Below are 24,881 nucleotides of genomic sequence, written 5' to 3' on the forward strand. Positions count from 1 at the left end.
GGTTTCTTGGAGAAGGGGTAGGGGAGGCGGATCAGAGCCGCCACGTCGGAAGTCCCGAGGACTTTCCGGAAGAGCCGCATCGGTCGAACCGACGGGCGAGGCGCTTCAGGCTTTCGCGCTGGAAGGCCGGATGAGCGGCCGGCGGTGAGGCCGGCCGCTCGCCGAGGGATTAGCCGTTGACGGCGTCCTTCAGTTGCTTGGCCGGGGTGAAGCCGACCTTCTTGCTGGCCGCGATCTGGATGGCGGCGCCCGTCGAGGGGTTGCGGCCGGTGCGGGCCGGCTTGGCCTGAACCTTGAACTTGCCGAAGCCCGGGATCGAGACTTCTTCGCCCTTCACGGCGGCATCGGTCAGCGACTTGAAGACGCCGTCGATGATGGCCTTGGCCTGAGTCTTGGTCAGCTTGTCGTCGGCGGCCACGGCGGCGTCGACCAGATCCGAAACGTTCATAAATCAGCTCATCTGCTGGGAATCAAAAGAGAGCCAACCCTGCCGGGCGAAACGCGCTTTGTCACCTCATCATGAGAACAAGGGTTAACGCGTCTGTCCGGCGGGGGCGGGCGAGTGCTAGGTTGCGGAAAATGCCCGCCATATCAACCCTTTAAAGGTCGTTGACGACGTTGATGGGCGACGGTGGGGCCGCGTCCGTCCGGACGCGGACCGATTGTGCGGTTGCGAAGGAGACAGGCGAATCTCGAGAATCGGCGCGAAAGGCAGTCGCGTCAGGGCTCGGCGGTGCGGATGGCGGCCGGTCCGGCGGGCATGGCCAAGCTTGCTTCGTGGCGCAGTCGGCGACCGTCGAAGGCGAAGGATTCGACCGTCTGGCCGACCATGCACTGCACCAGCAGCCGGCGGGAATCGCGCGACCAGACGATGCCCTGGCTCCATCCGCCGATCGGTGCCTGGGCGACCTTGACCAGCCGCTGGCCGTCGATCCGCCAGACCTGAACCAGGCCCTGGAGGTGATAGCCCGGCGCCTTGACCGAGAGGTTGGAGCCCTCGTTGACGCTGACGGCCACGTAACGGCCGTCAGGGGACATCTTCAGCCCTTCGGGGGTCAAGCCCACCGCGACGCTGTCGACGACCACGGGGACGGGCGGAGAGAGGTCGATCAGGCTGACGGTGTCCACGTCGCGCCCGCCGCCGCCGATGTTGCCCGACACCGCGAAGCGGCGCGGCCCGTCGGTGTCGATCTGATAGGGCCGCAAGCCGGCCGCCAGGCTCACGGGCGTGAGGGTCACATTGGCGCCATCGATGCCGAGCTGGACGATCTTGTGGTCGTGATCGCGCGACACCAGGGCCCGGCGGTCGTTGTCGAAGAAGATCGGCATGGCCGGCGAGGAGTCCGGCGCGCCGACCGTGACCTTGCCGGCGGGCGTGGCGACGCCGCCCGCCAGGGTGAAGATGCTGACCGTGCCCTCGGACCGGTTGGCGACCAGGGCCAGGGTTCCGGCGCGGTTGATCGACACCCCCGAGGCCCCGGCGCCCGCGCGCAGGGTGGCGGTGACCTTGCGGGTCTTCAGGTCGATCACGCTGACCACGTCGTCGGGGACGATCCTGGTCGGGTCGCCGGGATCGAGCTTGCGGGACGAGGTGACCAGGGCGAAGGACTCGTCCGGGGCCACCGCGACACTGGACGGCGGGCCGATCACGCTGGTCGGGGCGGCGATCTCGCCGATGATCCGCGGCGGCGAGGCCGACAGGTCGATCAGCGACACCGAGTCGGCGGTCGGATGGGCCGGCACCACCTGGGCGCCGTCATCCAGCACCTGTTTGCCGTCATTGGCCGAGACCGCGATCTGGGCGTGGGCGGCGCCGGAGAGGCCCAGGCTCAGGGCGACGGCGAGGAGGGGGCGGACGAGCATGCGGTGATCCTGACCGTGTGGCGCGCGGCGCGCCAGGGGGCGTGAAACGCAAAGCGCGCGGACGCCGGGAGGGACGTCCGCGCACCTCTGCTGTCGGTGGCGCGGCAGGGACAAATCCACCGCGCGACCGCTTCAATCCAGGCGCTCGGCCTGCGAAAAGCAGGCCGAACTTCAAATACCTGGAGCGTGACAAGCGCCGAAACCGGCATCCACTTTCGGCTGTCACGCTCTAGTAGGTGTAGCGAACGCCCAGAATGAACTCGCGACCCGTGTGGTGGTAGAACGAGGTCCGGTCAGCGACGGAGTCGTTGAACTGGTCCTGGTTTTCGTCGGTCAGGTTCACCCCCTCGAAGGTGAGCTTGAAGTGATCGTTGACGGTGTACTGCAGCGAGGCGTCGACATTGAGCGTCTTGTTGGTGCCGTCGGCGTCGGTGCCGGCTTCCGAACCCGGGACCCGGGTCAGGTAGGCGTCGCGATAGGCCGCCGAGACACGGGCGCTCCACTTGGTGTCCTCGTAGTAGAACGTGGCGTTGTACGAGGCGGGCGACAGGCCCGTCAGGTTGGCCGTGGCCACCACCGCGCCGGCGCCGTTCAGATAGTTGATCGACGATTTGACGTGCGTGTAGTTCAGCAGCAGGCCGGTGTGCTTGAGCAGGCCCGGCAGGAAGGTCAGCGGCTGCTGGTAGTTGATTTCGTAGCCGGTCAGGTCGCCACCGGGGGTGTTGGTCGGCACGGTGAACTGCCACTGAGCGTCCACGCTACAGCCGTTGGTCGTGCCGCAGGCGGCGACGGCCACGCTGTCGGGCAGGCCGAACGGGTTGCCGCTGAAGGTGCTGTTGGTCTGCACCGTCTGGACGAAGCTGCTGATCTGCTTCTTGAACAAGGCCAGCGACAGCAGGCCCGACTGCTGGAAGTACCACTCGAACGACAGATCGTAGGCCTTGGCCCGGAACGGGTCGAGGTTGGGGTTGCCGGCGCTGACGCTGCGGCCGGCGCCGGAGACGCTGATCGTCGCGCCAGGGGTCAGGCTGCCCAGGTCAGGCCGCGACATCACCTTGGCCGCGCTGAAGCGGATCAGGAAGCTGTCGATCGGCTCGTAGACGACGTTCATCGACGGCAGGGTGTCGCTGTATTCGCGCTCGGCCGAAACCGCCAGCGGCGCGCCGCTGACATAGGTGTAGCCGTTGGAAGCCTGCTTGGTCTTCACATAGCGGACGCCGAAGTTGCCGCGCAGGGGATGGCCGGCGACCTCGGTGTTGAAGTCGGCCTGCACGTAGCCGCCCAGGTCCTTTTCCTCGACGCCGCGGTTGTTGCCCAGGGCCGGCTCGTTGCCGAGGTGGAAGGTGCCGCCATAGGCCGTCTGGTCATAGAGGCTGAGCACGTCGGCCGCCTTCTTGACGTCGGGGATCAGCGACGCGATGCCGCCGAACGAGGCGATCTGACCGTAGGTCGAGCGGTCGATGGCGGTCAGGGCGGCCGGCACGGTGGGTTCGAGGTTGGTGCTGGTGCCGTTCGAGCGGCGCAGCTCGGTGGTGGTGAACTTGTACTGCTTGTAGTCGCCGCCGCCGCTCAGCTTGAAGATGCCGAGATTGGCCCATTCGCCGTCGATCTGGGCGACGTCGTAGGTGTTGATGGCGGTTTGCGGGCGTTCGCGGATCTGGGTCAGGACCCACTTGCTCGGGTCGGTCAGCGAGGCGCTGCCGTAGTTGACCACCGGCAGGTTGCCGTTGGTGTAGTCGTACGAATAACCCTGGACGTTGAACTGGTCGAACTGGACCGTGGTCTGGATCGGGTTCTCGTGGTCGGACTTGGAGTGGCCGACCAGGCCGGTGATCTTGATGTCGTCGGTGATCTGCTGTTCCAGGTTCAAGCCGTATTGGGTGAACTTGGTGTCCAGTTCGTCGAAGCGGTTCTCGACGCGCAGGTCGACGTTGTTGAACTTGCCCGCGATCATCGTGTTCTTGTCGTCGATCGTCGACGAGACCACGTGGGTCTGGGCGATGCCGCAGGAGGTGGCGACGTTGGCGGCCGTACAGGCCCCGCCGACGCTGAACGACGGCGCTTCTAGATACTGCTCCTCGCGGGTGCCCTTGAAGTCGGCGTAGAGGGCGTCGAAGCTCAGCGTGGTCTTGTCACTCGGCCTCCATTGCAGCGACAGGGTGCCGCCCAGGCGCTTCTGGTCGTCGATATAGTTGTCGTAGCGCGGGAAGCGCGGGTGGAAGGCGGCGTTGTTGGCGGCGGCGGCCGGGTTGACCGTGGTGGGCAGGCCCGCGCCGTTGGGCAGGGCGTCGAAGCCCGGGCCGAACGCGTTGCCGGTCGCCCAGCGCACGGTCGAGGAGCCCTGATCGTCCAGCTGACGCTTGGTGTAGGCCACCGACAACAGGGCGCCGAACTTGTCGTCATCCCAGGTGTTGGAGATCATGAAGGCGCCGCGCGGATTGGTCGACTTGGCCAGGTCGTTGTAGCTGCCCTGCAGCGAGCCGACCATCTTGAAGCCCTTGTAGTCGAAGGGGCGGGCGGTGCGCAGGTCGACCGTGGCGCCTAGCGAGCCTTCTTCCGTGGAGGCTTCGGCGGTCTTGCGCACGGTGATGGCGCTGAACAGGTCCGAGGCGAAGACGTTGAAGTCGAACGAGCGGCCGCGGTTGATGCCGCCGCCGGCGTCCGAGCCGCCGCCGGTGGTCAGGGCTTCCATGCCGTTGATGCGCACGCGGGTGAACTGGGGACCCAGGCCCCGCACCGAGATCTGGCGACCTTCACCGCCGTCACGGGCCAGGGCGACGCCCGGAATGCGCTGGATGGATTCCGAAAGGTTCAGGTCGGGGAACTTGCCGATGTCCTCGGCCAGGATGGAGTCGACGGCGGCCGACTCGTTGCGCTTGACGTTCAGCGCCTTGGCCAGGCTGTTGCGGAAACCGGTGACCACCACTTCCGACACGGCTTCCTGGTTATCCGCGGCGGCGGCAGGAGCGGGGGCGGAGGCGGCCGGCGCGTCCTGCCGCGCGGCGGCGGGGGTGGCGGCGAGGCCGAAGCAGACGGCGGCCATGGACGCGCTCGCCAACCACGCGCGGCGTTGAACTGTAGGCATGAATTTTCCCTCCCGACGGGACTTGTATCGACCGTGCTCGGTCTTGTTCTCGGGAAGGGGCGAACCTCATCCCACCAGAAGACTGGATCTCCCGGTGGCGCGCCGCCAATGCCGTTCTGGAACGTCGTGATGCCGGTCCGGCATCACGCCGCGTGGGCTAGCAACCTCTCGTAGCGCTGCAGGATACGCTCAAGCGTCGAGCGCTTGATCGGCTTGCCGTCACGCAGCTTGGTCCAGGTGGTTTCGCTGATCGCGTAGCAATCAAATAGATGCTCGCGCGTCACGGCGGGCAGCCGGGCGCGCAGGCGTTGGACGAGGTCGCGGGGAACGGTGAGGGTTTCGGCCATGGGCAGGGTAACGCCCCCGGAGCGCGTCCGCTCCGGGGTCTCCAAGTTAGATCAAGGGGCGATGACAGTGTTGTTGAGCTGAGTGATCTCCGGCGCGCCGGCCGGGGTGACGATGCGAACGCGGTAGCCGGTCTTCCAGCCGGCCTTCAGCGCGACCTGGGCGGTCTTGGGCTTCAGGTCGAGCGGGGCGGGCAGGACGGGCGTGGTCGCGCGGGCCAGTTCCTTGCCCGAGGCGTCCTCCACGACGACCACCGAGGCCGGCGCGGCCTTGGCGCCCAGGCTGTGAACCGTGACGGTCAGGCCCGACTTGCCGGCCTTGACGTCGTCGCGGCCGATCCCGAGGTCGGCGCGTTCGGTCACCGGGGCGGCGGGCGTCGTCAAGGTGAACTCCCAGGTCGTGGTCTTGCCCGGCGCGAACGTCACGTCGAGACCGGCCGTCTTTTCGAACGCCACCGAGGCCGCCGGTTCCGCCGCGCCTTCCACGGCGCGCGTGACCGACCATTGGCCGGACGCAATGTCCCAGCCGGTCATCACCGCGTGAATCGGTTGGCCGGTCAGGTTGTAACCGGTGACCTTGAAGCTTTTCTGTCCGCCGGTGACCAGGATGCCGACGTCCTCGGCCGCCGTCGGCGTGTCGAACCGCCAGCTGACCAGGGCGCCGGGGAACATCTGGTTGCGGGACAGGGCCATGGCGCCCAGTCGCGAGCGCTGCAGGACGGAGCTGGACAGCTCCACCCGATCCGACCACCAGTGGGCGTCGGTGACCAGCCACATCCGCTGCTCGGCCGTGGTGATCTCGTCGCCATAGGCTTTTTCGAGATAGGCGGTGTCGCCGGTCGAGCGCCAGGCTTCGTACAGCAGGAAGGCGTCGTCCGCGCCCTTGGCGATCGCCGATTTGAGCTTCGGCGTCTGGGCGTCGCGCAGGCCCAGCATGTCGATCACGTCGCTGTTCAGCTCGTCGACGCCCTTCAGGCCGGTGCGGGCGATCTGGCCCTTCAGCGGCAGCAGGTACTTCTCGTCGCCGGTCCAGCGGTAGGCCGCCCAGAACAGCTGCATCGCCGAGACGTTGCCGCGGCCCTTGCCGACCAGTTCGCCACGCGACTGGCCCGTGGCGGAATGGATGTCTTCCGGATAGCGCCAGGTGCCGTCCGGATCCTGCTTGCCATGGGCCAGGTGGCCGTCGGCGAGGTCGACCACCAGCTTCTTGATGGTCGGGTCGCCGTTGAAGTCGGCCAGCACGATGCCCGGGTGCAGGATCAGGTACGAATAGGGGTGCGACCAGCCCCACGGGCCGTCACGCGATACGTCGGTGGCCGAGAAGAAACGGCTGACAGGGTGGACGTGGCCATCCTCGGCCTTGTGCATCACGGTGGGATAGGCGCGAGCGGTTTCCATCAGCCGCTCGACGATCTTGGGATCGCCGTAGCTGGTATACATGGCCTCGGCCTTGAGGTTGATCGCCTCTTCGTACGAGTGCAGCTCGTCGGTTTTGATCTTGCCCAGGCCCAGGGGCATCATGTCGTTCTTGTAGGCCGCGTCGAGCAGGGCGTTCAGCGAGGCGGTGGTCTTGTCGGGGATGTCACCCATCAGGGCCAGGGGCGGCCATTGCTGGGTCAGGTCGTTGTCGTCCGAGATGCCGCCGCCGAAGTCGCCATAGGCCGACTGGCGGTGGTCGATCCACCATTCGATGAACTTGCGGACGCGCTTGAGGTCCTCGACCTGCAGGAAGGCCCACTTGGGCACGCCGGCCGGGGCGGTCGGCGTGGCGACGGCTGGGCCCGGCTGCTCCGGATTGAGCTCGAACCACATCTCGCGGCCGTGCTGGTTCTTCGGGTCGACCTTCAGCAGGTCCGACAGCTCAAGGTCCAGGCGCTCATAGCGGGCCAGGCGCTTGGAGACGTCGTGCTCTTCCACCAGGAAGGCCAGGTTGTCGCGCGCCTGGGCCAGGCGGTCGGCGACGTGCTCGGCCTTGGCGTCGTCGGCCGACTTGAACTTCAGGCGCACGGCCATGCCGTCCAGCTGCTTGGCGTCGAAGTCGGCGCCCGCGCCGGCGATGCTGAGATACAGGCTCTTGCCGGCGGGCAGGATGCGGTCGCGGGTGTCGAGGAACACCGTGCGGGCCTCGCCTGGCTTGACCGAGACGTTGACGTCCAGCAGGTCGCGGCCCGGCCACAGCGGGTCCTTGATCTTGATGTTCAGCGGGAAGAGGCCGCCGTGGGTGGCCTTGACGTTCAGGGCCGGGATGTCGATCGCCACGCCGTCCAGGCCGATGTCGGCGCCTTGCCAGCCATATTCGAACTTGCCCACCGGACCGCCGGGGCGGCCCAGGCGGAAGTCGGCGGGGATCAGCACGTGCACGATCGGCTGGACCGGACCCGTGGCGTCGGGGCGCGCCTTCACAGGGGCGCCGGCGGGCAGGGCGGCGACGGTGGTCCGCTCGCCGGCCGCGAACCGGCCCTTCACGAAGGTCGACAGCTCGTCCAGCGTCGGATAGGCGCCCGGATCGGCGCTGGGACGCACGACATAGCTCAGCGTGAACTCGTCCGGCTCGGCGGCGGCGGTGACGTTGTAAGCGCCCAACTCCTGGATCGGGGTTTCCTGGACGACGTTGTCGAACCGCAGCTTGCCGCCCTTCAGGGCCGCGAACTGGTTGAAGGTGCGAAGCTCGCCTTTGGCGCGCTTGGCCAGCGGGGTTTCCTTGCCGGCCGCGTCGATCGTGGTCAGCGCGCCATAGGCCGCGCCCTGGAATTCCAAGCGGTTATAGGGCTCGTTGGGCAGGGTGAAGGTGATCGCCTTGCCGCCTTCGACATAGACGTTCCAGTCCGGCAGCTCGAAATAGTCGTGGCGGCCGGGCAGGCTCGAGCGGTTGTAGACGCCGGGCCAGGTGGTCTCGGGAATGCCGTCCGAGCCCAGGCTCATGCGCTCCTTGATGTCGAACTGGTCGGTGAACTCGACCTTGCGGATCGTGGTCTTGCCGTCGGCCAGATAGGGCGGCGGATCGGCCGGGCGGTCCCAGCCGTAGCGATAGAGCCACGTCTTGGCGTCGGCGACCTGAACAGCGGCCGGGGCGGGCTCCTTGCCGGCGGCGAGGCCCGCGATGGCGGCGTCGTCCAGGGCGTGGTCGTAGACGCGGATGTCGTCGACGTCGCCGCCGCGGATGAACTGGTAGGCGCTCTGCACCTGGTGGGGCGAGATCACCCGGCTGTGCGGGCCGAACTGGTTCAGGCCGGCGTCGAGGGCGGCGGCCTGGGCCTTGGAGGCCACCGGCTTGCCGTCGATATAGAGGGCGATCCCCTTGGCCTCGTCCCAGGTGAAGGTGACCAGGATCCACTGGTCGGGCTTGGGCGCTTCGGCGGTGGTGCTGACCCGCACCCGCGACAGGTTGTCGTCGGTGACGAAGGCGTCGAAGCCCTTGCCGTTCCAGTCGATGCGCAGCCAGGTCATGTCCCAGCTGGTGTGGTCGGCGTAGCCGACGCGGAACAGCGGGAAGGGCGTGGGGCCGACCGGATCGCGGGCCCGCCAGTAGAAGCTGAGCGTGCCGCGCTGGGCGTAGATGTTGCCCGGGGCCATCCAGCTCAGCGTCTCTTCGCCAGCGGCCTCGATATAGGGGCCGTGGGTCGGATCGGTCTTGATCTTGACCTTGTCGGCGAAGTTGGGCGTGGCCACGCCGCCGGCGACGTCGGCGGTCAGGCCCTTGTCGCCCGTCAGATGAAACAGCAGGCCGCTGTCGTCAGCGGCGTGAGCGAGGGCGGGGGCGGCGATCAGCGCGGCCGAGACGAGAAGCGCGGCCTTGAAAGTCTGTTTGGTGACGCGGGCCATGTCGCCCTCCCTACTTGTGCTCTTATAGAGTCTGTTCTTGGAAACCGGTGTCATTGAAAGCGGCGCCGAAATCAAGGCGCCGTTTGAGCTTGGGGCCGCGACAAGGTCGCGCGGGCCTGATCCATGTCCAGCGCGCCGTCCCACTTGGCGATGGCCACGGTGGCGACGCTGTTGCCGATCAGGTTGGTCACGGCGCGGGCCTCGTTGAGGAAGCGGTCGACGCCCAGCAGCAGGACCAGGCCGCTGACCGGCACCGCGTGCAGGGTCGACAGGGTGGCGGCCAGGGTGATGAAGCCGGCCCCGGCCACGCCCGCCGAACCCTTGGAGGTTAACAGCAGCACGGCCAGGATCACCAGTTGATCGGCGATGCCCAGGTGGGTGTTGGTGGCCTGGGCGACGAACACCGTGGCCAGGGTGAGATAGATGCAGGTGCCGTCGGCGTTGAAAGTGTAGCCGGTCGGCAGGACCAGCCCGACCACGGGCTTGGCGCAACCCATGTCCTCAAGCTTCTGCATCAGCCGGGGCAGCACGGCCTCGGTCGAGCAGGTGCCCAGCACCACGAAGATCTCCTCGCGGATGAAGCGCAGGAAGGCCCAGAACGGCAGGCCGACCGAGCGCATGACCCCGCCCAGCACCACGATCACGAAGAACAGGCTGGTGACGTAGAGCGCGATCAGCAGGTGGGCCAGCGACCACAGGGTGCCGATGCCGTACTTGCCGATCGTGAAGGCCACGCCCGCGCCGGCGCCGATCGGGGCCAGGCGCATGACCATGCCCACGACCTTGAAGATCGCTTCCAGGAACAGGTCGATCGTCTCGATCAGCGGCTTGGCCTGCGCGCCCATCTGGCTGACGCCGGCCCCGATCAGCACCGACAGCAGGATCACCTGCAGCATGGCGCCCTTGGCGAAGGCGTCGACCAGGGTGGTGGGGATGATGTCCATCAGGAAGGGCACGACGCCCTGTTGCTTGGCCGCCTCGGTGAAGCTGGCCAGGGCGTGGCCGTCCAGGTTGGAGGCGTCGATGTTCATGCCCGCGCCGGGCTTGAGGACGTTGACCACGATGAGGCCGATGACCAGGGCGACCGTCGACAGCACCTCGAAATAGATCAGCGCCTTGACGCCGATCCGGCCCACCTCCTTGAGGTCGCCCATCTTGGCCATGCCGACCACCACGGTGCCGAAGATGATCGGCGCCAGCAGCATCTTGATCAGCTTGATGAAGCCGTCAGCCAGGGGCTTCAGCGCCGTTCCGACATGGGGGAACCACAGGCCCACCAGGGTGCCGATCACGATGGCGATCAGCACCTGGATGTAGATCTGTGAGAGCAGTCTCTTGAGCGTCGAAATGGTCGTTCCCCCTGGGTGATAGCCCGGCGTTGGACCGCCGGGTCGGCTCGTCGTCTCGGGTCGGCCTAGGCCGTCTTGATGCTGGCCAAGGTCACGTCGTCGGTCAGGGTCCGCATCAGGCCGATCAGCTCCGACTTGGCCTCGAAGCCCACGCCCGGCACGTCGGGCAGGCCGACATAGCCGTTCTCGACCGCGATGCCGTCGGCGAAGCCGCCGAACGGCTTGAAGACGTCCGGATAGGACTCGTTGCCGCCCAGGTGCAGGCCCGCGGCGATGTTGAGCGACATCTGGTGCCCCCCGTGCGGCACGATCCGGCGCGACGACCAGCCGTTTTGGTCGAGAACTTCGAGCGTTCGCAGATATTCGACAAGACCATATGACAGCGCGCAGTCGAACTGCAGGTAGTCGCGGTCGGGCCGCATGCCGCCGTGGCGCAGCAGGTTGCGGGCGTCCTGGTGCGAGAACAGGTTTTCGCCGGTGGCCATGGGCAGGTCGTAGTGCTTGGAAAGCTCGGCCTGCAGGGCGTAGTCCAGCGGGTCGCCGACTTCCTCGTACCAGAACAGGTTGTAGGGCTTCAGGGCCTCGGCGTAGGCCAGACCCGTCTCCAGGTCGAAGCGGCCGTTGGCGTCGACCGCCAGGTTCTGGCCATCGCCGACGATTTCCAGCACCGACTCGATGCGGCGCAGGTCGACGTCCAGCGAGGCGCCGCCGATCTTCATCTTGACGACCTTGTAGCCGCGGTCGCGATAGCTGCGCATCTCGGCCTGCAGCTGGGCGTCGTCCTTGCCCGGATAGTAGTAGCCGCCGGCCGCGTAGACCCAGACCTTGTCGTCGGCCACGCCGCCGCGATAGCGGTCGGCCAGCAGGCGATAGAGGGGCTTCTCGGCGATCTTGGCCACGGCGTCCCAGACGGCCATGTCCAGCGTGCCGACGGCGACCGAGCGCTCGCCGTGCCCGCCGGGCTTCTCGTTCGTCATCAGGGTCTTCCAGATGGCGAACGGATCGAGGTTGCCAGCGTCCTGGTCGATCAGGCTGTCGGGCGCGGCCTCGGCCAGGCGCGGCAGGAAGCGCTCGCGCATCAGGGCACCCTGGCCATACCGGCCATTGGAATTGAAGCCATAGCCGATCACCGGCTTGCCATCGCGCACCACATCGGTGATGACGGCGACGACCGAGCAAGTCATCTTCGAGAAGTCGATATAGGCATTGGCGATCGGCGAGGCGATTGAGACGGTCTTCTCGCGGATGTCGAGGATACGCACGGTGTTCTCCAGTTGGCGACTGGGACCCTAGGCAAGCGGGAAAACGCGAGCCAATGCCGTTCTCGGCGATCGCTATGCGAAACAGGCATGATCTATGGAATTGATCTGGCTCGAAGATTTCGTCGCCCTGGCCGAGACGGGAAACTTCTCGCGGGCGGCCGAGAACCGGCACGTGACCCAGCCCGCCTTCAGCCGCCGCGTACGGGCGCTGGAGGACTGGGTGGGCGCGCCGCTGTTCGATCGCGCCACGCCTGGCGTCACCCTGACCGCCGCCGGCCAGCAGTTCCGCACAGGGGCCGACGAGCTGATCCGCCGCATCATCCAGCTGCGCCGCGAGAGCCGCGAGGCGGGTGGGCAGGAGGCGGCCACCCTGCGCTTCGCCGCCACCCACGCCCTGTCCTTCACCTTTTTTCCGCAGTGGATGCGCGAGTTGGAGGGCGGGGCCAGCCTGGGGCCGATCCGGCTGATCTCCGACAGCATGCAGGCCTGTGAAGAGCTGATGATGCACGGCGAGGCGCAGTTCCTGCTGTGCCATCACCACACCGCCGCCCCCAGCCGGTTCGGCGCCCAGTTCCGTTCGGCGGTGGTCGGCCAGGACGCCCTGGCCCCGTTCACCGCGCCCGGCGCCGACGGCGGGCCGCGCTGGAGCCTGTCGGACACGGCCGAAGAGATCCCGTATCTCGCCTATAGCGACGAGTCGGGTCTGGGGCGGATCGTCGAGGCGCAGCGCTTCATCGATCGGATGCCGGGCCTGCGCACCGTGTTCTCGGCGCGGTTGGCGGCCAGCCTGGCGACAATGGCGCGCGAGGGCAGGGGCGTGGCCTGGCTGCCGGTCAGCCTGGTCGAGAGCGAGGTGGCGTCGGGACGTCTGGTGCGGGCCGGCGGCGTGGACCTGGAAGTGCCTGTCGACATCCGGGTGTTTCGTCCGACCGCGCGCCAGAGCCCGGCGGCCGAGGCCTTCTGGAGCGAACTGGCCGCCCACTAAAAAGAATGGGCGCCGACGGGGGGGAATGTCGGCGCCCACCTAGATCAGTGGTGGTGATGGTGCGTCGAAATACGACGCCCGGTTGAAAATATGCGGCGCAACCCCAATGATGACCAATGCCGATTGTGTTGCACGCTATGCGCGATCGGCATCGTTCTCAACTCTCGATGGCGTTGACTTCGACTGGAATCATCATTTTTGACAACTATCGCGCGACTGATCCGCCTGCTTCGATCTTGAAGGGCGTCTCGTCGGTCGAGGCCACCGTCGTCTTCGCGGTCGTCACCTTGGCGTTGCGCACCAGCATGCCGCGCTTGGCCTCGATGCGGACATTGCGCAGGGTCAGGCCGGCGATCGGGCGCTCGGGCAGGCCCACGGCGATGCCGGCCAGGTCGGCGCCAGTGGCGGTCAGGCCGTCGACCACGATGCCATCCATGTCCGGCGTCTTGTCGGCGACCACCGGCTGGGCCGCGTCGTCCGGGCCGGGCCAGATCTGGTTGCCCAGGATGAAGCCGCCGGGCCGCAGCTGAGCCGTCGCCGCCTTGATGTCCAGCGGCCGGTACTCGTAGTAGCTGGTGAAGACCAGCGGGGTCTCCACGTCGGTCATGCGGTTGTTCTTGAACACCACGTCGCGGACCTTGCCGCCCTTGCCGCGCATGGTCTTGATCCGCAGGCCGTACATCGAGCCGTCGAAGCTGTTGTTCTCGACCCGCACGCGGGCCACGCCGCCGCTGGTGCCGCTGCCGATGCAGATGCCGCGACCGGCCAGGATGGTGTTGCCCGAGATCAGGATGTCGGACGACACCGCGTCTGGATAGCGCGGGTCCGGCCCGTTGGACTTCACCGCCACGATGTCGTCGCCGACGCTGATGACGTTGTTGGTGATCGCCACGTGGCGACTGTTGATCGGGTCGATGGCGTCGGTGTTGGGCGCGCTGGACGGAGCGGTGATCCGCACGCGGTCGATGGTCACGTGATCGGTGTCGTTCAGCACCAGGTGGAACGACGGCGAGTTCTCGATCCGCACGCCCTCGAAGCGGATATTGGTGCTGTGGCTGACCAGGATCAGGCGCGGACGGTCGTCCTTCTGCTGCTGGCGGGCCTGGCCGTCGGTGGCGAAGTTGGGGCTGGCGCGCCAGGTCGCCCGGATCCGCTCCCACCACACCGCGCCCTGGCCGTCGATCAGGCCCTCGCCGACCACGGCGACATTGTCGGCGCGGTCGACATTGATCAGGCCGGCCCGTTCGCCCTGCGGGAACAGGGCCGGGTCGGTGGCGGCCAGCACTTCGGCGCCCTTCTGGATCTCCAGGCGGATGTTGGACTTCAGCCAGATCGGGCCGATCAGATATTCGCCGCGCGTCACCCGCACGGTGCCGCCGCCGGCCGAGGCGCAGGCGTCGATGGCGGCCTGGAAGGCCTCGGTGTCGAACCAGATGCGCGTGCCGCCGGCCCCGTGGTCGCGCACGTCGCAGATCTTGGCGGGGAAGCGGTTGACCGATTGGGCGTGGACGGCGGTCGCGCCGGCCAGGGCGGCGAGCGCGGCGGCCGAGGCCAGCAGGGCGGCCTTTTGACGTAAACAGGCGGTCTTCATCGGTCGATCTTCCCTAGTTCGTCGCGACGACTACGCATCGCTGGCGGTGGCGCAGTCTAGGGCGCGTCGCGGTGCAGCGCCCATGCCGATGACGGTCAAGCTCATGCCGAACGGGCATGACCCCGGTTGGGCCTCAGTCCAGCTTGCGGCCTTCCAGCCAGGTCTCGATCAGGGCCGCGGCCTGGGCGCTGTGCTTCTCCAGCATCAGCATGTGGCCGTCGCCGTGCAGGCCGTGGTCGGCCATGCGCACCAGGTCGGTCTTCACGCCCGCCTGGCTCAGGTAGCGCGCGGTGCAGTGGTCGTAGCCGGCGTGGTACGAGGTCTCGGACATCAGGATCATCACCGGGAACCGCGACAGGTTCGTCAGCTTCCGGGCTGGCTCGGCCTGCCGCCAGCAGCGGACGAGACCGGGCCCCTCCGGCGCGGCGTCCTGCACCTTGGCCAGGTCGGTGGGGTTGGCCAGCGGCGGGTCGTAGGTCAGGGGCGTGGTCGTCAAGCCCCAGGGGCGGCTCAGCTTGTCTGGGTCACTATCGCCCCAGGGCGGCGGAGCGCCGAAGAAGGCCGGGCCGCTGGGCTCGACCGCGACGATGGCCTTGACCAGGTCCGGCCGCGCCTCGCCGATCGCCCAGCCGAACGCGCCCGACTGCGAATGGGTGACCACCACGGCGGGGCCGATCTTGTCGAGCAGGGCCGCGCCGGCCTCGGCGACCAGCTTGGCCGAGAGACTGGCGGAGATGCTCGAAACTTGCGAGGCGTAGAACTGGTCGAAGATCGGGTCGCCGGGCTTGCCGGTGGTCCCGGGCCACTGATTGTGCAGCTTGGCCTGGGGCCAGCCCTGGGGCTGACCGTCCTGGGGCGGGAAATCCTGCGGGGCGGTGAAGCGCTTGGCGACGAAGTCCGGCGGTTGCCGGTTGGCCGGACCGTAGGCGCCCTGGTCGTAGCCCGAGGCGCCGCGCCCGGGCTGGTCCATCAGATAGACCGCCCAGCCTTGCTCGACGAACAGCTTGGCCCAGCCGGGACGACCGTCCGGCGTCGACAGGAAGTTGGTGATCGTCTGGCCCGCGCCGGGAATGAACACCAGGGCCGTCTTGTGGAGGCGCTTGGCGGGCGCCAGGTAGAGGATGTGGGCCTGGCCGGTCATGGTCTTGCCGTCGGCAGCATAGTGGCCGCCGACGAAAAAGGTCCCGACGTCAGAGATACCAGCGGACGGAGAGGCGGCCTGGACCGGGCCCGCGGTCCCAAGCGCCAACGCCGCCGCGACCGGCAGGCCACGCCAGGTTCGAATGCCGGCCATATCGAGCGCCTCCCAAATCTTTGACGAGGACCCTGGAACGGGCAGGGAGGCTTTGCCAATGCCGAACCGATCTCGCGCCATGTCGGTTCGGCATGACGCGAGAAGCGATCAGCGCGCGAACAGGTCCAGCGGCACGGCGTCGGCCATGGCCTTGTAGCCGGCCAGCGAGGGGTGCAGGCCGTCGCCGGAGTCGTAGGCCGGCGACAGCTTGTTGGGATTGGCCGGGTCGGCCATCAGCTTGTCGAAGTCGATCACCGCGTCGAAGCGGCCCGGCGTCCGGATCCAGGCGTTGACCGCCTGGCGGTCCTGCTCGTTGGCGGCGTCGGGGTGATAGTAGGCCGAGCCGCCGAACGGCATGACGGTGGCGCCGTAGATCCTGATCCCGCGCTCGCGGGCGCGGCGGATCATCTGGTCGTAGGACGCGGTCATCCGCGCCACCAGGGCGGCATGTGCCTCTGGGCTGGCAGGCTGCTCGCGGGTCAGGACGCCCAGGTCGTTCACGCCCTCCAGCACGATGACGTACTTCACGCCGGCCTGGTTGATCACGTCGCGATCGAAGCGGGCCATGGCGTTGGGGCCTAGGCCGTCCAGCAGCAGGCGGTTGCCGCCGATGCCGGCGTTCAGCACGCCCACGCCTTTCGTGCGCGGATCGGCCTGCAGGCGAGCGGCCAGGATGTCGGGCCAGCGGTTGTTTCCGTTGGTGGTGACGCCATAGCCGTCGGTGATCGAGTCGCCGAAGGTCACCAGGCTGGCGCCGGTCGGGCGCTGGACGTCGACGCCGGAGATCACGAACCAGCGGTCCAGCGACTTGCCGCCGGTCAGCCCGGCGGCCGCCAGCTGGTCGCCAGCCCCGAACCACGAGGTGGTGCGCGAGCCCGGATGGCTGGTCTGCTGGGCCGGCGGCGCGCCGTCGAAGCGGATCGTGATCGCCATGTTGGCCAGGGGCGTGGCCGGGAAGTCGATCGGGTCGGACAGGTATTCGGCGCCCGGCGGAACGGTCACCTCGGGACGGTCGGAGAAGGTCAGGGCGCGGTCGCTGGCCGGGTCGATGCGGGCCGAGCCCGGCGCGGCGGCCAGGGCGACGTGGACGCCCGCCAGCTTCAGCGGCTCGGTCCCGAAGGCGTTGGACAGCCGCACGCGGATCCTGCCGCCGCCGGTGCTGAGCCGCAGGCTCTGACGCAGCGTGCCGTCGGTGACGTCGGCGGCGGGCAGGGCGTCCTTGGCCGCCGGGATCATCTGGGCCGAGGCCCACGAGCCCACCCAGCGCTTGGCCTCCGGCGCCTTGGCGGGCGCGGCGACGACGGGAGCCGCGCCGATCGAAAGCGCGATCGCCAGCCCGACCAGGGCCCGCTTGTTGAAATCCATGTTTCCTCCAGCCCGGCCGACGACGGGTCTTGTTCGCCTGATCCTAGGCGATGAAATGAGACCGGTACCATAAAAAACTTGAGTGGTCTGACCTCTCCTTCCATACTGTGATCAACGTCGGCGACCAACGCCGCCATCGGCCGTTCGACGGTCCGTTCCATTCGTGGGGAAACGAAGAGATCATGAGCCAGACCGTCACCCGCCGTACGCTCGGCGTCAGCCTGGCCGCCCTGGCCGCCGCCACCTCGACGATCGCCCGCGCCGCCGCGCCGCCCAAGGCCGAGAAGGCGCTCTACAAGGATCCGACCCAGCCGATCGAACTGCGGGTGCGCGACCTGCTCTCGCGCATGACGCTGGAAGAGAAGGCCGCCCAACTGATCGGCATCTGGCTGACCAAGGCCAAAATCCAGACGCCGAACGGCGACTTCTCGCCCGCCGAGGCCAGCAAGAACTTCCCCAACGGCCTGGGCCAGATCTCGCGCCCGACCGACCGCAAGGGCCTCAAGCCCGCCACGGTGGTCGACGCGGCCGCCGGCGCCGACGACGGCTCGGTCAACCGCAACGCCAAGGAGACGGCGCACTACATCAACGCCGCCCAGAAGTGGGCGATGGAGCAGACGCGCCTGGGCATCCCGATGCTGATGCACGACGAGGCCCTGCACGGCTATGTCGCCCGCGACGCCACCAGCTTCCCCCAGGCCATCGCCATGGCCTCGACCTTCGATCCCGATACGGTCGAGAAGTGCTTCGCCGTCGCCGCCCGCGAGATGCGCGCCCGGGGCTCGAACATCGCCCTGGCTCCGGTGGTCGACGTGGCCCGCGATCCGCGCTGGGGCCGCATCGAGGAGACCTACGGCGAGGATCCGCACCTGTGCGCCGAGATCGGCCTGGCGGCGATCCGCGGCTTCCAGGGCAAGACCCTGCCGCTGGCCAAGGACAAGGTGTTCGTCACCCTCAAGCACATGACCGGCCACGGCCAGCCCGAGAACGGCACCAATGTCGGCCCGGCCCAGATCGCCGAGCGGACCCTGCGCGAGAACTTCTTCCCGCCGTTCGAACGGGCGGTGAAGGAGCTGCCGGTGCGCTCGGTCATGCCGTCGTACAACGAGATCGACGGGGTGCCCTCGCACGCCAACCGCTGGCTGCTGCACGACGTGCTGCGCGGCGAATGGGGCTTCAAGGGCGCGACGATGAGCGACTATTTCGCCATCAAGGAACTGATCGCCCGCCACAAGCTGACCGACAACCTGGCCGACACGGCCGTGATGGCGATGAACGCCACGGTCGACATCGAGCTGCCCGACGGCGAGGCCTATGTCCTGCTGCCCGAGCTGGTGAAGTCCGGCCGCATCCAGCAGAGCCAGGTCGACGAGGCCGTGGCCCGCGTGCTGGCCATCAAGTTCGAGGGCGGCCTGTTCGAGAACCCCTACGCCGACGAGAAGACGGCCGACGCCAAGACCGCCACGCCCGACGCCATCGCCCTGGCCCGCGAGACCGCCCGCAAGGCCGCGGTGCTGCTGAAGAATGACAAGGGCGTGCTGCCGCTGGATCCCTCGAAGTTCAAGCGCCTGGCCCTGCTGGGCACCCATGCCAAGGACACCCCGATCGGCGGCTATAGCGACGTGCCGCGCCACGTGGTGTCGATCTACGAAGGCCTGGCCGCCGAGGCCAAGAAGAGCGGCTTCACGCTGGACTACGCCGAGGCCGTGCGGATCACCGAAAGCCGCGTCTGGGCCGCCGACGAGGTCAAGCTGGTCGATCCGGCCGTCAACGCCAAGCTGATCGCCGAGGCCGTCGAGGTGGCCAAGCAGGCCGACGTCATCGTCATGGTGCTGGGCGACAACGAACAGACCAGCCGCGAAGGCTGGGGCGACAACCACCTGGGCGACCGCGACAGCCTGGACCTGGTCGGCCAGCAGAACGACCTGGCCAAGGCGATCTTCGACCTGGGCAAGCCGACGGTGGTGTTCCTGCTGAACGGCCGACCGCTGTCGATCAACCTGCTGGCGCAGCGCGCCGACGCCATCGTCGAGGGCTGGTACCTGGGCCAGGAGACCGGCAACGCCGCCGCCGACATCCTGTTCGGCCGGGCCAATCCGGGCGGCAAGCTGCCGGTCAGCATCGCCCGCGACGTGGGCCAACTGCCGATCTACTACAACCGCAAGCCCACCTCGCGCCGGGGCTATCTGTTCGACGAGACGACGCCGCTCTATCCGTTCGGTTTCGGGCTGTCCTACACCACCTTCGACATCTCGGCCCCGCGTCCGGCCAAGGGCGAGATCGGCGCCGGCGAGAGCGTCAAGGTCGAGGTCGACGTGACCAATACCGGCAAGGTCGCCGGCGATGAGGTGGTGCAGCTTTACATCCACGACGAGGCCGCCTCGGTGACCCGTCCGCTGCTGGAGCTCAAGCACTTCAAGCGCGTGACCCTGGCCCCCGGCGCCAGGCAGACGGTGACCTTCGAGGTGTCGCCGCTGGACCTGTCGCTGTGGAACCTGGAGATGAAGCGCGTGGTCGAGCCGGGCAAGTTCACCCTGCTGTCGGGCCCGAACTCGGCTCAGCTGAAGCCGGCGACGCTGACGGTCGTCGCCTGATTTTAATCCGCTCATCCCGGCGAATGCCGGGACCCAGATCGTAAAGCGGAGCTCTTCGGATCAAATCCTAGATGCTCAGGCTGAATCTGGGTCGGCATTCGCCGGGATGAGCGGCTTTTGAGAGTCCGCCCATGATCCGCACCGCCGCTTCCGCCCTGGCCCTGGCGGCCGCCCTGGCCGTGGGCGTGGCCATCGCCGCGCCAGCTCGGGCCAGCGAACCCGTCGCGATCAGCGCCGCACCCGCCGCCGGCGCCTTCCCGCTGATCGCCAACGCCCGCTCGGCCCGGATCGAGACCGACGTCACCGATTGGCCCGGCGTCCTGCGCGCCGTGAACGACATCCGTTCGGACCTCTCCAAGCTATCGGCCGACGCCCAGCCGGCCGAGGACGCGCCCGTCGTCATCATCGGCACGATCGGCAAGAGCGCCGCCATCGACGCGCTGATCGCTTCGGGCAAGCTCGACGTGACCGGGGTCAACGGCCAGTGGGAAGCGTTCGTCCAGCAGGTGGTCGAGAACCCGCGTCCGGGCGTGGCGCGCGCCCTGGTCATCGCCGGGGCCGACAAGCGCGGCACGATCTTCGGGGCTTACGACCTGATCGAGCGGGCCGGCGTTTCGCCGTGGAGCTGGTGGGCCGACGTGCCGGTGTCGACCAAGGCGCAGATCTATGTCGCCGCCGGCCGGCGCGTGCAGAAGCCGACGGTCAAGTATCGCGGTCTCTTCCTCAACGACGAGGATCCGGCGCTGTCGGGCTGGGCCAAGGCGCGGTTCGGCGGGGTGAACCACGACTTCTACGCCAAGGTCTTCGAGCTGACCCTTCGCTTGAAGGGCAACTTCCTGTGGCCGGCCATGTGGGGCAAGTCGATCTATGACGACGACCCGCTGAGCGCGCCGCTGGCCGACGAATACGGCGTGGTGCTGGGCACCTCGCACCACGAGCCGCTGGGCCGGGCCCACGTCGAATGGGACCGTTACGGCCAGGGGCCGTGGGACTACACCAAGAACCCTGAGAAGCTGCGGGACTTCTGGCGGGAGGGCGTCAAGCGGCTGGGCGCCAACGAGAGCCTGGTCACGGTGGGCATGCGCGGCGACGGCGACGAGCCGATGACCCAGGGCACGGCCACCAAGCTGCTGGAGACCATCGTCGCCGACCAGCGCCAGATCATCGGCGAGGTCACCGGCAAGCCGGCGTCCGAAACGCCCCAGGTCTGGGCGCTCTACAAGGAGGTGCAGGACTATTACGACGCCGGCATGCGCGTGCCCGACGACGTGACCCTGCTGTTCTCGGACGACAACTGGGGCGACATCCGCCGCCTGCCGGAGCCGGGCAAGACGCGGCCGGGCGGCTACGGCGTCTACTACCATTTCGACTATGTGGGCGGACCCCGGAACTACAAGTGGGTGAACACCAACCAGGTCTCGCGCACCTGGGAGCAGATGAAGCTGGCCCGCGACTACGGGGCCGACCGGCTGTGGATCGTCAATGTCGGCGACCTGAAGCCGATGGAGCTGCCGATCGAGTTCTTCCTCGACATGGCCTGGGATCCCGACGCCATGAGCGTGGGCAAAATGGCGGGCTTCACCCACAACTGGGCCGCCGCCCAGTTCGGAGCCGAGCACGCCGACGAGATCGCGGCCTTGCTGGACGGCTACACGCGGCTGAACGCCCGGCGCAAACCCGAACTGATCGACGGCTCGACCTTCAGCCTGGTCAATTTCCGCGAGGCCGAGCGGGTCGAGGGCGAGTGGGCCGACCTGGAGCGCCGGGCCGACGCCATTCGCCGCGTGCTGCCCAAGGATCAGGACGACGCCTTCTTCCAGCTGGTCTGGTTCCCGATCCAGGCCAGCGCCAATCACACCCGGCTCTACATCGCCGCCGGTCGCAACGCCCTGTACGCCAAGCAGGGCCGGGTCGCGGCCAATGACGAGGCGGCCAAGGTCCGGGCGTTGTTCGCCCGCGACGGCGAACTGGTGCGCCAATGGGACGAGGACCTGGCCGGCGGCAAGTGGGACAAGATGATGAGCCAGACCCACATCGGCTACACCTACTGGCAGCAGCCGCCGACCAACGTGATCCCGGCGACGAGCGCCGTGAGAGCCGGGGCCGGCTGGGGCGTGGCGGTGGAGGGCCGGGCGGACGCCGTGGCCGACGCCGCCGACCTGCCGCCTCTGGCCCGCGACGGCGCCGCCAGCCGGTGGATCGACGTGTTCAATCGCGGCGTCGCGCCCCTGGCTTTCAACGCCAAGGCCGGCGAGCCGTGGGTGAAGGTCAGCCCTGGTCCGGCCGCCGCCAATGGCGATACGCGGCTGGAAATCTCGGTCGACTGGAAAGCCGCCCCGGCCGGCGCGCGGCGCGTTCCGATCACGCTGACGGGCGCCGACGGCAAGGCCGTGACGGTCACGGCGGTGGTCGAGGACGCATCGCGCAAGGCGGCCAAGGGCGCCTTCGTCGAAGCTGGCGGTCCGCTCGCCATCGAGGCCGAGCATCATGTCGCCGCGACCGGCGCGGGCGGCGTCTCCTGGACCACGATCCCGGGCCTTGGCCGCACCCTGTCGGGCGTCACAAGCTCGCCGTCGACCGCGCCGTCCAGCGCGCCGGGGCAGGGAGCCTGGCTCGACTACGCCGTCGACCTGGAGCAGGCGGGCGATTTCGACCTGCGGGTCTTCACCGCGCCCAGCCTCGACTTCCGGGGCGGGACCGGCCTGCGCTATGCCGTCTCGCTGGACGGCGCGCCACCGGTGATCGCCAACCTGCACGAGGGCGAGACGCACACGGGCGAAGGCCAGAAGAGCTGGGAGAAGGCCGTGGCCGACAACGCCCGCGTCCAGACGATCCGGCTGACGGCGGCCAAGGCCGGCGCCCACCGCATCCGGCTATGGCGGGTCGATCCCGGTGTGGTGTTCGAGCGGCTGGTGATCTCGCGCGGGGACTTGCCGGAGAACTATCTGGGGCCGGTGGAGGGCGTCAGACACTGATCCTTCTCCCCTTGCGGGAGAAGGTGTCGGCGAAGCCGACGGATGAGGGGGGTCTCAGACCTGACCGTCGTGCGCGGCGGGATCGTTCATCGACCCTCACCCGACCCGCTTCGCGGGCCACCCCTCTCCCGCAAGGGGAGAGGGAAGGCTAGATCGCCACTCTTTTCGCAATTGCGCTACGCCTCGCCCCGGTTTCCTGCTTGGCCCGCTCGACGGCTTCGGTCTCGGTGGCGTGCAGCAGGTGGTCGATGACGCGTTCCAGGTGGTCGCGCATGGCCTGGCGGGCGGCGGCGGGGTCGCGGGCCTTCAGGGCCTCGAACACCCGGCGGTGCTCGACGATGCGCGGTTGCAGGCCCATGCCGCGGGCGCGGGTCAGGATGTTGCGGGCCAGGGGCGAGCGGTTACGCCAGTCCCACAGGTTCTCGATCGTGGCGATGATCGCGCCGTTTCCGGAGGCCCGGGCGATGACCATGTGGAACTCGCGGTCGGCGTCCTCGCCCAGAATCTCTTCCTCGCGGGCCATGCGCTCCATCAGCGCCTCGAGCTCACGGATCTGGTCGTCGGTGATGGCGGTGGCGGCCAGGGCGGCGGCTTCGCCCTCGAACAGGCGGCGGGCCTCGATCAGCTCGAACGCGCCGATTTCGGAGGCGGGTTCGGCGCTGGCCACGGCCGCGGGGCGCACGTCGCCGGTGACATAGATGCCCAGGCCGTGACGAGCCTCGATCATGCCCAGCATTTCCAGGGCGATCATCGCTTCGCGCAGGGTGGGGCGGCTGACGCCGAACTGCTCGGCCAGCTCGCGTTCCGTGGGCAGACGGTCGCCAAGCTTATACTGACCGCCCTCAATGGCCTCGGCGATCGAGTCGGCGATTCTGCGATAGAGCTTGACGTTCTCGGTCATGGGTTTCGTCGGTTTCTCGGCGGCGGGCCGCGGGGCCCCTCAGACTCGCGATAGCATAACCGACCTGACCCGCGCGGGCTATTTCCGACACCGCTGTCCAAAGGCCGGGCGATCGCCCAAGGCCTTGCCGGAAAACGCTGTGGGTACAGCCTCACCAATCGTGCATGGAACCGTCCTCGCGACGGGCGATCGGCAGGTAGGCGCGCTTGTACGGATATTTGGCGGCTTCGGTTTCGTTGATGTCGACGCCCAGGCCGATCGTGTCGCCCGGGTGCAGCATGCCGTCATGGAAGTTGTAGGCGTGCGGGAAGACCTCGTCGGTCGCCTCGGTGTGGCGCATGTATTCCTGGATGCCGAAATTGGGGATCGACATGTCGAAGTGCAGGGCGGCGGCCATGCAGACCGGCGACAGGTCGGTGGCCCCGTGGCAACCGGTGCGCACGTGGTGCAGGTCGGCGAAGCTGGCGATCTTGCGCAGGTGGGTGATGCCGCCGGCATGGACCACGGTGGCGCGGATATAGTCGATCAGCTGTTCCTCGATCAGCTGCTTGCAGTCCCAGATCGAGTTGAAGATCTCGCCCACGGCCAGCGGGGTGGTGGTGTGCTGGCGGATGATGCGGAAGCTGGCCTGGTTCTCGGCGGGGACGGCGTCCTCCATCCAGAACGGGCGGTAGGGCTCCAGGTCCTTGCCCAAGCGGCCGGCCTCGATGGGCGTCAGGCGGTGGTGGACGTCGTGCAGCAGGTGCAGGTCCCAGCCCAGCTTGTCGCGCGCGGCCTCGAACAGGCCCGGCGCGCTGCGCAGGTACTTCTCGGTCGACCACAGGCTTTCGGTCGGCAGGTCGCCGTCGGCGGGCTCGTAGAAGAACTTGTCCTTGGAGACGCCGTAAACGCCTTTCAGGCCCGGCACGCCCGACTGCAGGCGGATGGCCTTGTAGCCCTTCTCGGCATAGGCCTGGGCGTTCTCCAGGGTCTCCTCGACCGTCGCGCCGTTGGCGTGGCCGTAGACCATCACGCCGGTGCGGCAGGCGCCGCCCAGAAGCTGGTAGAGGGGCAGGCCGGCGATCTTGGCCTTGATGTCCCACAGGGCCATGTCGACCGCGGCGATGGCGGCCATGGTCACCGGCCCGCGACGCCAGTAGGCGCCCTTGTACAGGTACTGCCAGATGTCCTCGATATTGTGGGCGTCGCGGCCGATCAGGCAGGGGATGACGTGGTCGGTCAGATAACTGGCCACGGCCAGTTCGCGGCCGTTCAGCGTGGCGTCGCCGACGCCGTGTACGCCGTCGCTGGTCTCGATCTTCAGGGTGACGAAGTTTCGCCCCGGGCAGGTGACGATGACGCGGGCGGCGGTGATCTTCGGCATGGGACGCTTTCGTTGACCCGACGGCAAAATCGGATGGTAGCGGTATCGATCTAAATCAGGCGCGCCGGTTGTCAACCCATTGGTCTGA

15 protein-coding genes are annotated in these 24,881 nt (G+C 68.1%); 3 read left to right on the forward strand and 12 right to left on the reverse strand.

The features are described 5' to 3' along the window. Positions 1 to 169 precede the first annotated feature (169 nt). The 7 genes from G3M62_RS09150 to G3M62_RS09180 form a co-directional block, all read right to left on the reverse strand. Positions 170 to 448, reverse strand: coding sequence for an HU family DNA-binding protein (locus G3M62_RS09150; RefSeq protein WP_165186399.1), 279 nt, complete (start codon positions 446 to 448; stop codon positions 170 to 172). Positions 449 to 720: 272 nt separating this feature from the next. Then, complete coding sequence (locus G3M62_RS09155) at positions 721 to 1,863, reverse strand: YncE family protein (protein WP_165186401.1); 1,143 nt, start codon at positions 1,861 to 1,863, stop codon at positions 721 to 723. Positions 1,864 to 2,092: 229 nt separating this feature from the next. Next, positions 2,093 to 4,906: a TonB-dependent receptor gene (locus tag G3M62_RS09160; protein WP_165186403.1), complete on the reverse strand. Its 2,814-nt coding sequence runs from the start codon at positions 4,904 to 4,906 to the stop codon at positions 2,093 to 2,095. A 185-nt stretch (positions 4,907 to 5,091) separates the two neighbouring features. Then, a complete protein-coding gene (locus G3M62_RS09165; RefSeq protein ID WP_028037776.1) occupies positions 5,092 to 5,295 on the reverse strand; it encodes a hypothetical protein in 204 nt (67 codons plus the stop codon). A gap of 51 nt (positions 5,296 to 5,346) precedes the next feature. After that, on the reverse strand, positions 5,347 to 9,114 hold the full coding sequence (locus tag G3M62_RS09170; RefSeq protein WP_165186405.1) for a LamG-like jellyroll fold domain-containing protein: 3,768 nt from the start codon (positions 9,112 to 9,114) through the stop codon (positions 5,347 to 5,349). Between the two features lie 71 nt (positions 9,115 to 9,185). Further along, positions 9,186 to 10,463: a C4-dicarboxylate transporter DctA gene (gene dctA, locus G3M62_RS09175; RefSeq protein ID WP_281360103.1), complete on the reverse strand. Its 1,278-nt coding sequence runs from the start codon at positions 10,461 to 10,463 to the stop codon at positions 9,186 to 9,188. A gap of 65 nt (positions 10,464 to 10,528) precedes the next feature. Next, positions 10,529 to 11,725: a mandelate racemase/muconate lactonizing enzyme family protein gene (locus G3M62_RS09180; protein ID WP_165186407.1), complete on the reverse strand. Its 1,197-nt coding sequence runs from the start codon at positions 11,723 to 11,725 to the stop codon at positions 10,529 to 10,531. Between the two features lie 94 nt (positions 11,726 to 11,819). Between G3M62_RS09180 and G3M62_RS09185 the strand changes: the two genes are divergently transcribed. Continuing rightward, complete coding sequence (locus G3M62_RS09185) at positions 11,820 to 12,710, forward strand: LysR family transcriptional regulator (protein WP_165186409.1); 891 nt, start codon at positions 11,820 to 11,822, stop codon at positions 12,708 to 12,710. A gap of 205 nt (positions 12,711 to 12,915) precedes the next feature. Here G3M62_RS09185 and G3M62_RS09190 read toward each other — a convergent pair whose 3' ends face one another. The 3 genes from G3M62_RS09190 to G3M62_RS09200 form a co-directional block, all read right to left on the reverse strand. After that, on the reverse strand, positions 12,916 to 14,301 hold the full coding sequence (locus tag G3M62_RS09190; RefSeq protein WP_165186410.1) for a glycoside hydrolase family 28 protein: 1,386 nt from the start codon (positions 14,299 to 14,301) through the stop codon (positions 12,916 to 12,918). Between the two features lie 133 nt (positions 14,302 to 14,434). Next, positions 14,435 to 15,595, reverse strand: coding sequence for an alpha/beta hydrolase (locus G3M62_RS09195; protein WP_165186412.1), 1,161 nt, complete (start codon positions 15,593 to 15,595; stop codon positions 14,435 to 14,437). Positions 15,596 to 15,703: 108 nt separating this feature from the next. Then, entirely contained in the window at positions 15,704 to 16,960 is a 1,257-nt protein-coding gene (locus G3M62_RS09200) for an SGNH/GDSL hydrolase family protein (RefSeq protein ID WP_165186414.1), read from the reverse strand. A 182-nt stretch (positions 16,961 to 17,142) separates the two neighbouring features. Here G3M62_RS09200 and G3M62_RS09205 point away from each other — a divergent pair, with 182 nt between their 5' ends. After that, a complete protein-coding gene (locus tag G3M62_RS09205; protein ID WP_165186415.1) occupies positions 17,143 to 19,554 on the forward strand; it encodes a glycoside hydrolase family 3 N-terminal domain-containing protein in 2,412 nt (803 codons plus the stop codon). A gap of 131 nt (positions 19,555 to 19,685) precedes the next feature. Continuing rightward, complete coding sequence (locus tag G3M62_RS09210; RefSeq protein ID WP_165186417.1) at positions 19,686 to 22,529, forward strand: glycosyl hydrolase 115 family protein; 2,844 nt, start codon at positions 19,686 to 19,688, stop codon at positions 22,527 to 22,529. Between the two features lie 148 nt (positions 22,530 to 22,677). Here the strand turns inward: G3M62_RS09210 and G3M62_RS09215 are convergent, their stop codons facing one another. Together G3M62_RS09215 and manD are read right to left on the reverse strand one after the other, a co-directional pair. Further along, positions 22,678 to 23,430, reverse strand: coding sequence for a FadR/GntR family transcriptional regulator (locus G3M62_RS09215; RefSeq protein WP_165186419.1), 753 nt, complete (start codon positions 23,428 to 23,430; stop codon positions 22,678 to 22,680). Positions 23,431 to 23,581: 151 nt separating this feature from the next. Next, positions 23,582 to 24,793, reverse strand: a complete 1,212-nt coding sequence (gene manD, locus G3M62_RS09220; RefSeq protein ID WP_165186420.1) for a D-mannonate dehydratase ManD — start codon at positions 24,791 to 24,793, stop codon at positions 23,582 to 23,584. Between the last annotated feature and the right edge of the window lie 88 nt (positions 24,794 to 24,881).

The organism is Caulobacter soli, from assembly GCF_011045195.1.
GTDB classification, from domain to species: domain Bacteria; phylum Pseudomonadota; class Alphaproteobacteria; order Caulobacterales; family Caulobacteraceae; genus Caulobacter; species Caulobacter soli.

Excerpts from the sequence above, each read along its gene's own strand:
- G3M62_RS09215 (WP_165186419.1), bottom strand. The coding sequence starts at position 23,430 with ATGACCGAGAACGTCAAGCTCTATCGCAGAATCGCCGACTCGATCGCC.
- G3M62_RS09200 (WP_165186414.1), bottom strand. The coding sequence starts at position 16,960 with ATGGATTTCAACAAGCGGGCCCTGGTCGGGCTGGCGATCGCGCTTTCG.
- manD (WP_165186420.1), bottom strand. The coding sequence starts at position 24,793 with ATGCCGAAGATCACCGCCGCCCGCGTCATCGTCACCTGCCCGGGGCGA.
- G3M62_RS09190 (WP_165186410.1), bottom strand. The coding sequence starts at position 14,301 with ATGAAGACCGCCTGTTTACGTCAAAAGGCCGCCCTGCTGGCCTCGGCC.
- G3M62_RS09170 (WP_165186405.1), bottom strand. The coding sequence starts at position 9,114 with ATGGCCCGCGTCACCAAACAGACTTTCAAGGCCGCGCTTCTCGTCTCG.
- G3M62_RS09195 (WP_165186412.1), bottom strand. The coding sequence starts at position 15,595 with ATGGCCGGCATTCGAACCTGGCGTGGCCTGCCGGTCGCGGCGGCGTTG.
- G3M62_RS09185 (WP_165186409.1), top strand. The coding sequence starts at position 11,820 with ATGGAATTGATCTGGCTCGAAGATTTCGTCGCCCTGGCCGAGACGGGA.
- G3M62_RS09160 (WP_165186403.1), bottom strand. The coding sequence starts at position 4,906 with ATGGCCGCCGTCTGCTTCGGCCTCGCCGCCACCCCCGCCGCCGCGCGG.
- G3M62_RS09155 (WP_165186401.1), bottom strand. The coding sequence starts at position 1,863 with ATGCTCGTCCGCCCCCTCCTCGCCGTCGCCCTGAGCCTGGGCCTCTCC.
- G3M62_RS09210 (WP_165186417.1), top strand. The coding sequence starts at position 19,686 with ATGATCCGCACCGCCGCTTCCGCCCTGGCCCTGGCGGCCGCCCTGGCC.
- G3M62_RS09150 (WP_165186399.1), bottom strand. The coding sequence starts at position 448 with ATGAACGTTTCGGATCTGGTCGACGCCGCCGTGGCCGCCGACGACAAG.
- G3M62_RS09165 (WP_028037776.1), bottom strand. The coding sequence starts at position 5,295 with ATGGCCGAAACCCTCACCGTTCCCCGCGACCTCGTCCAACGCCTGCGC.
- G3M62_RS09205 (WP_165186415.1), top strand. The coding sequence starts at position 17,143 with ATGAGCCAGACCGTCACCCGCCGTACGCTCGGCGTCAGCCTGGCCGCC.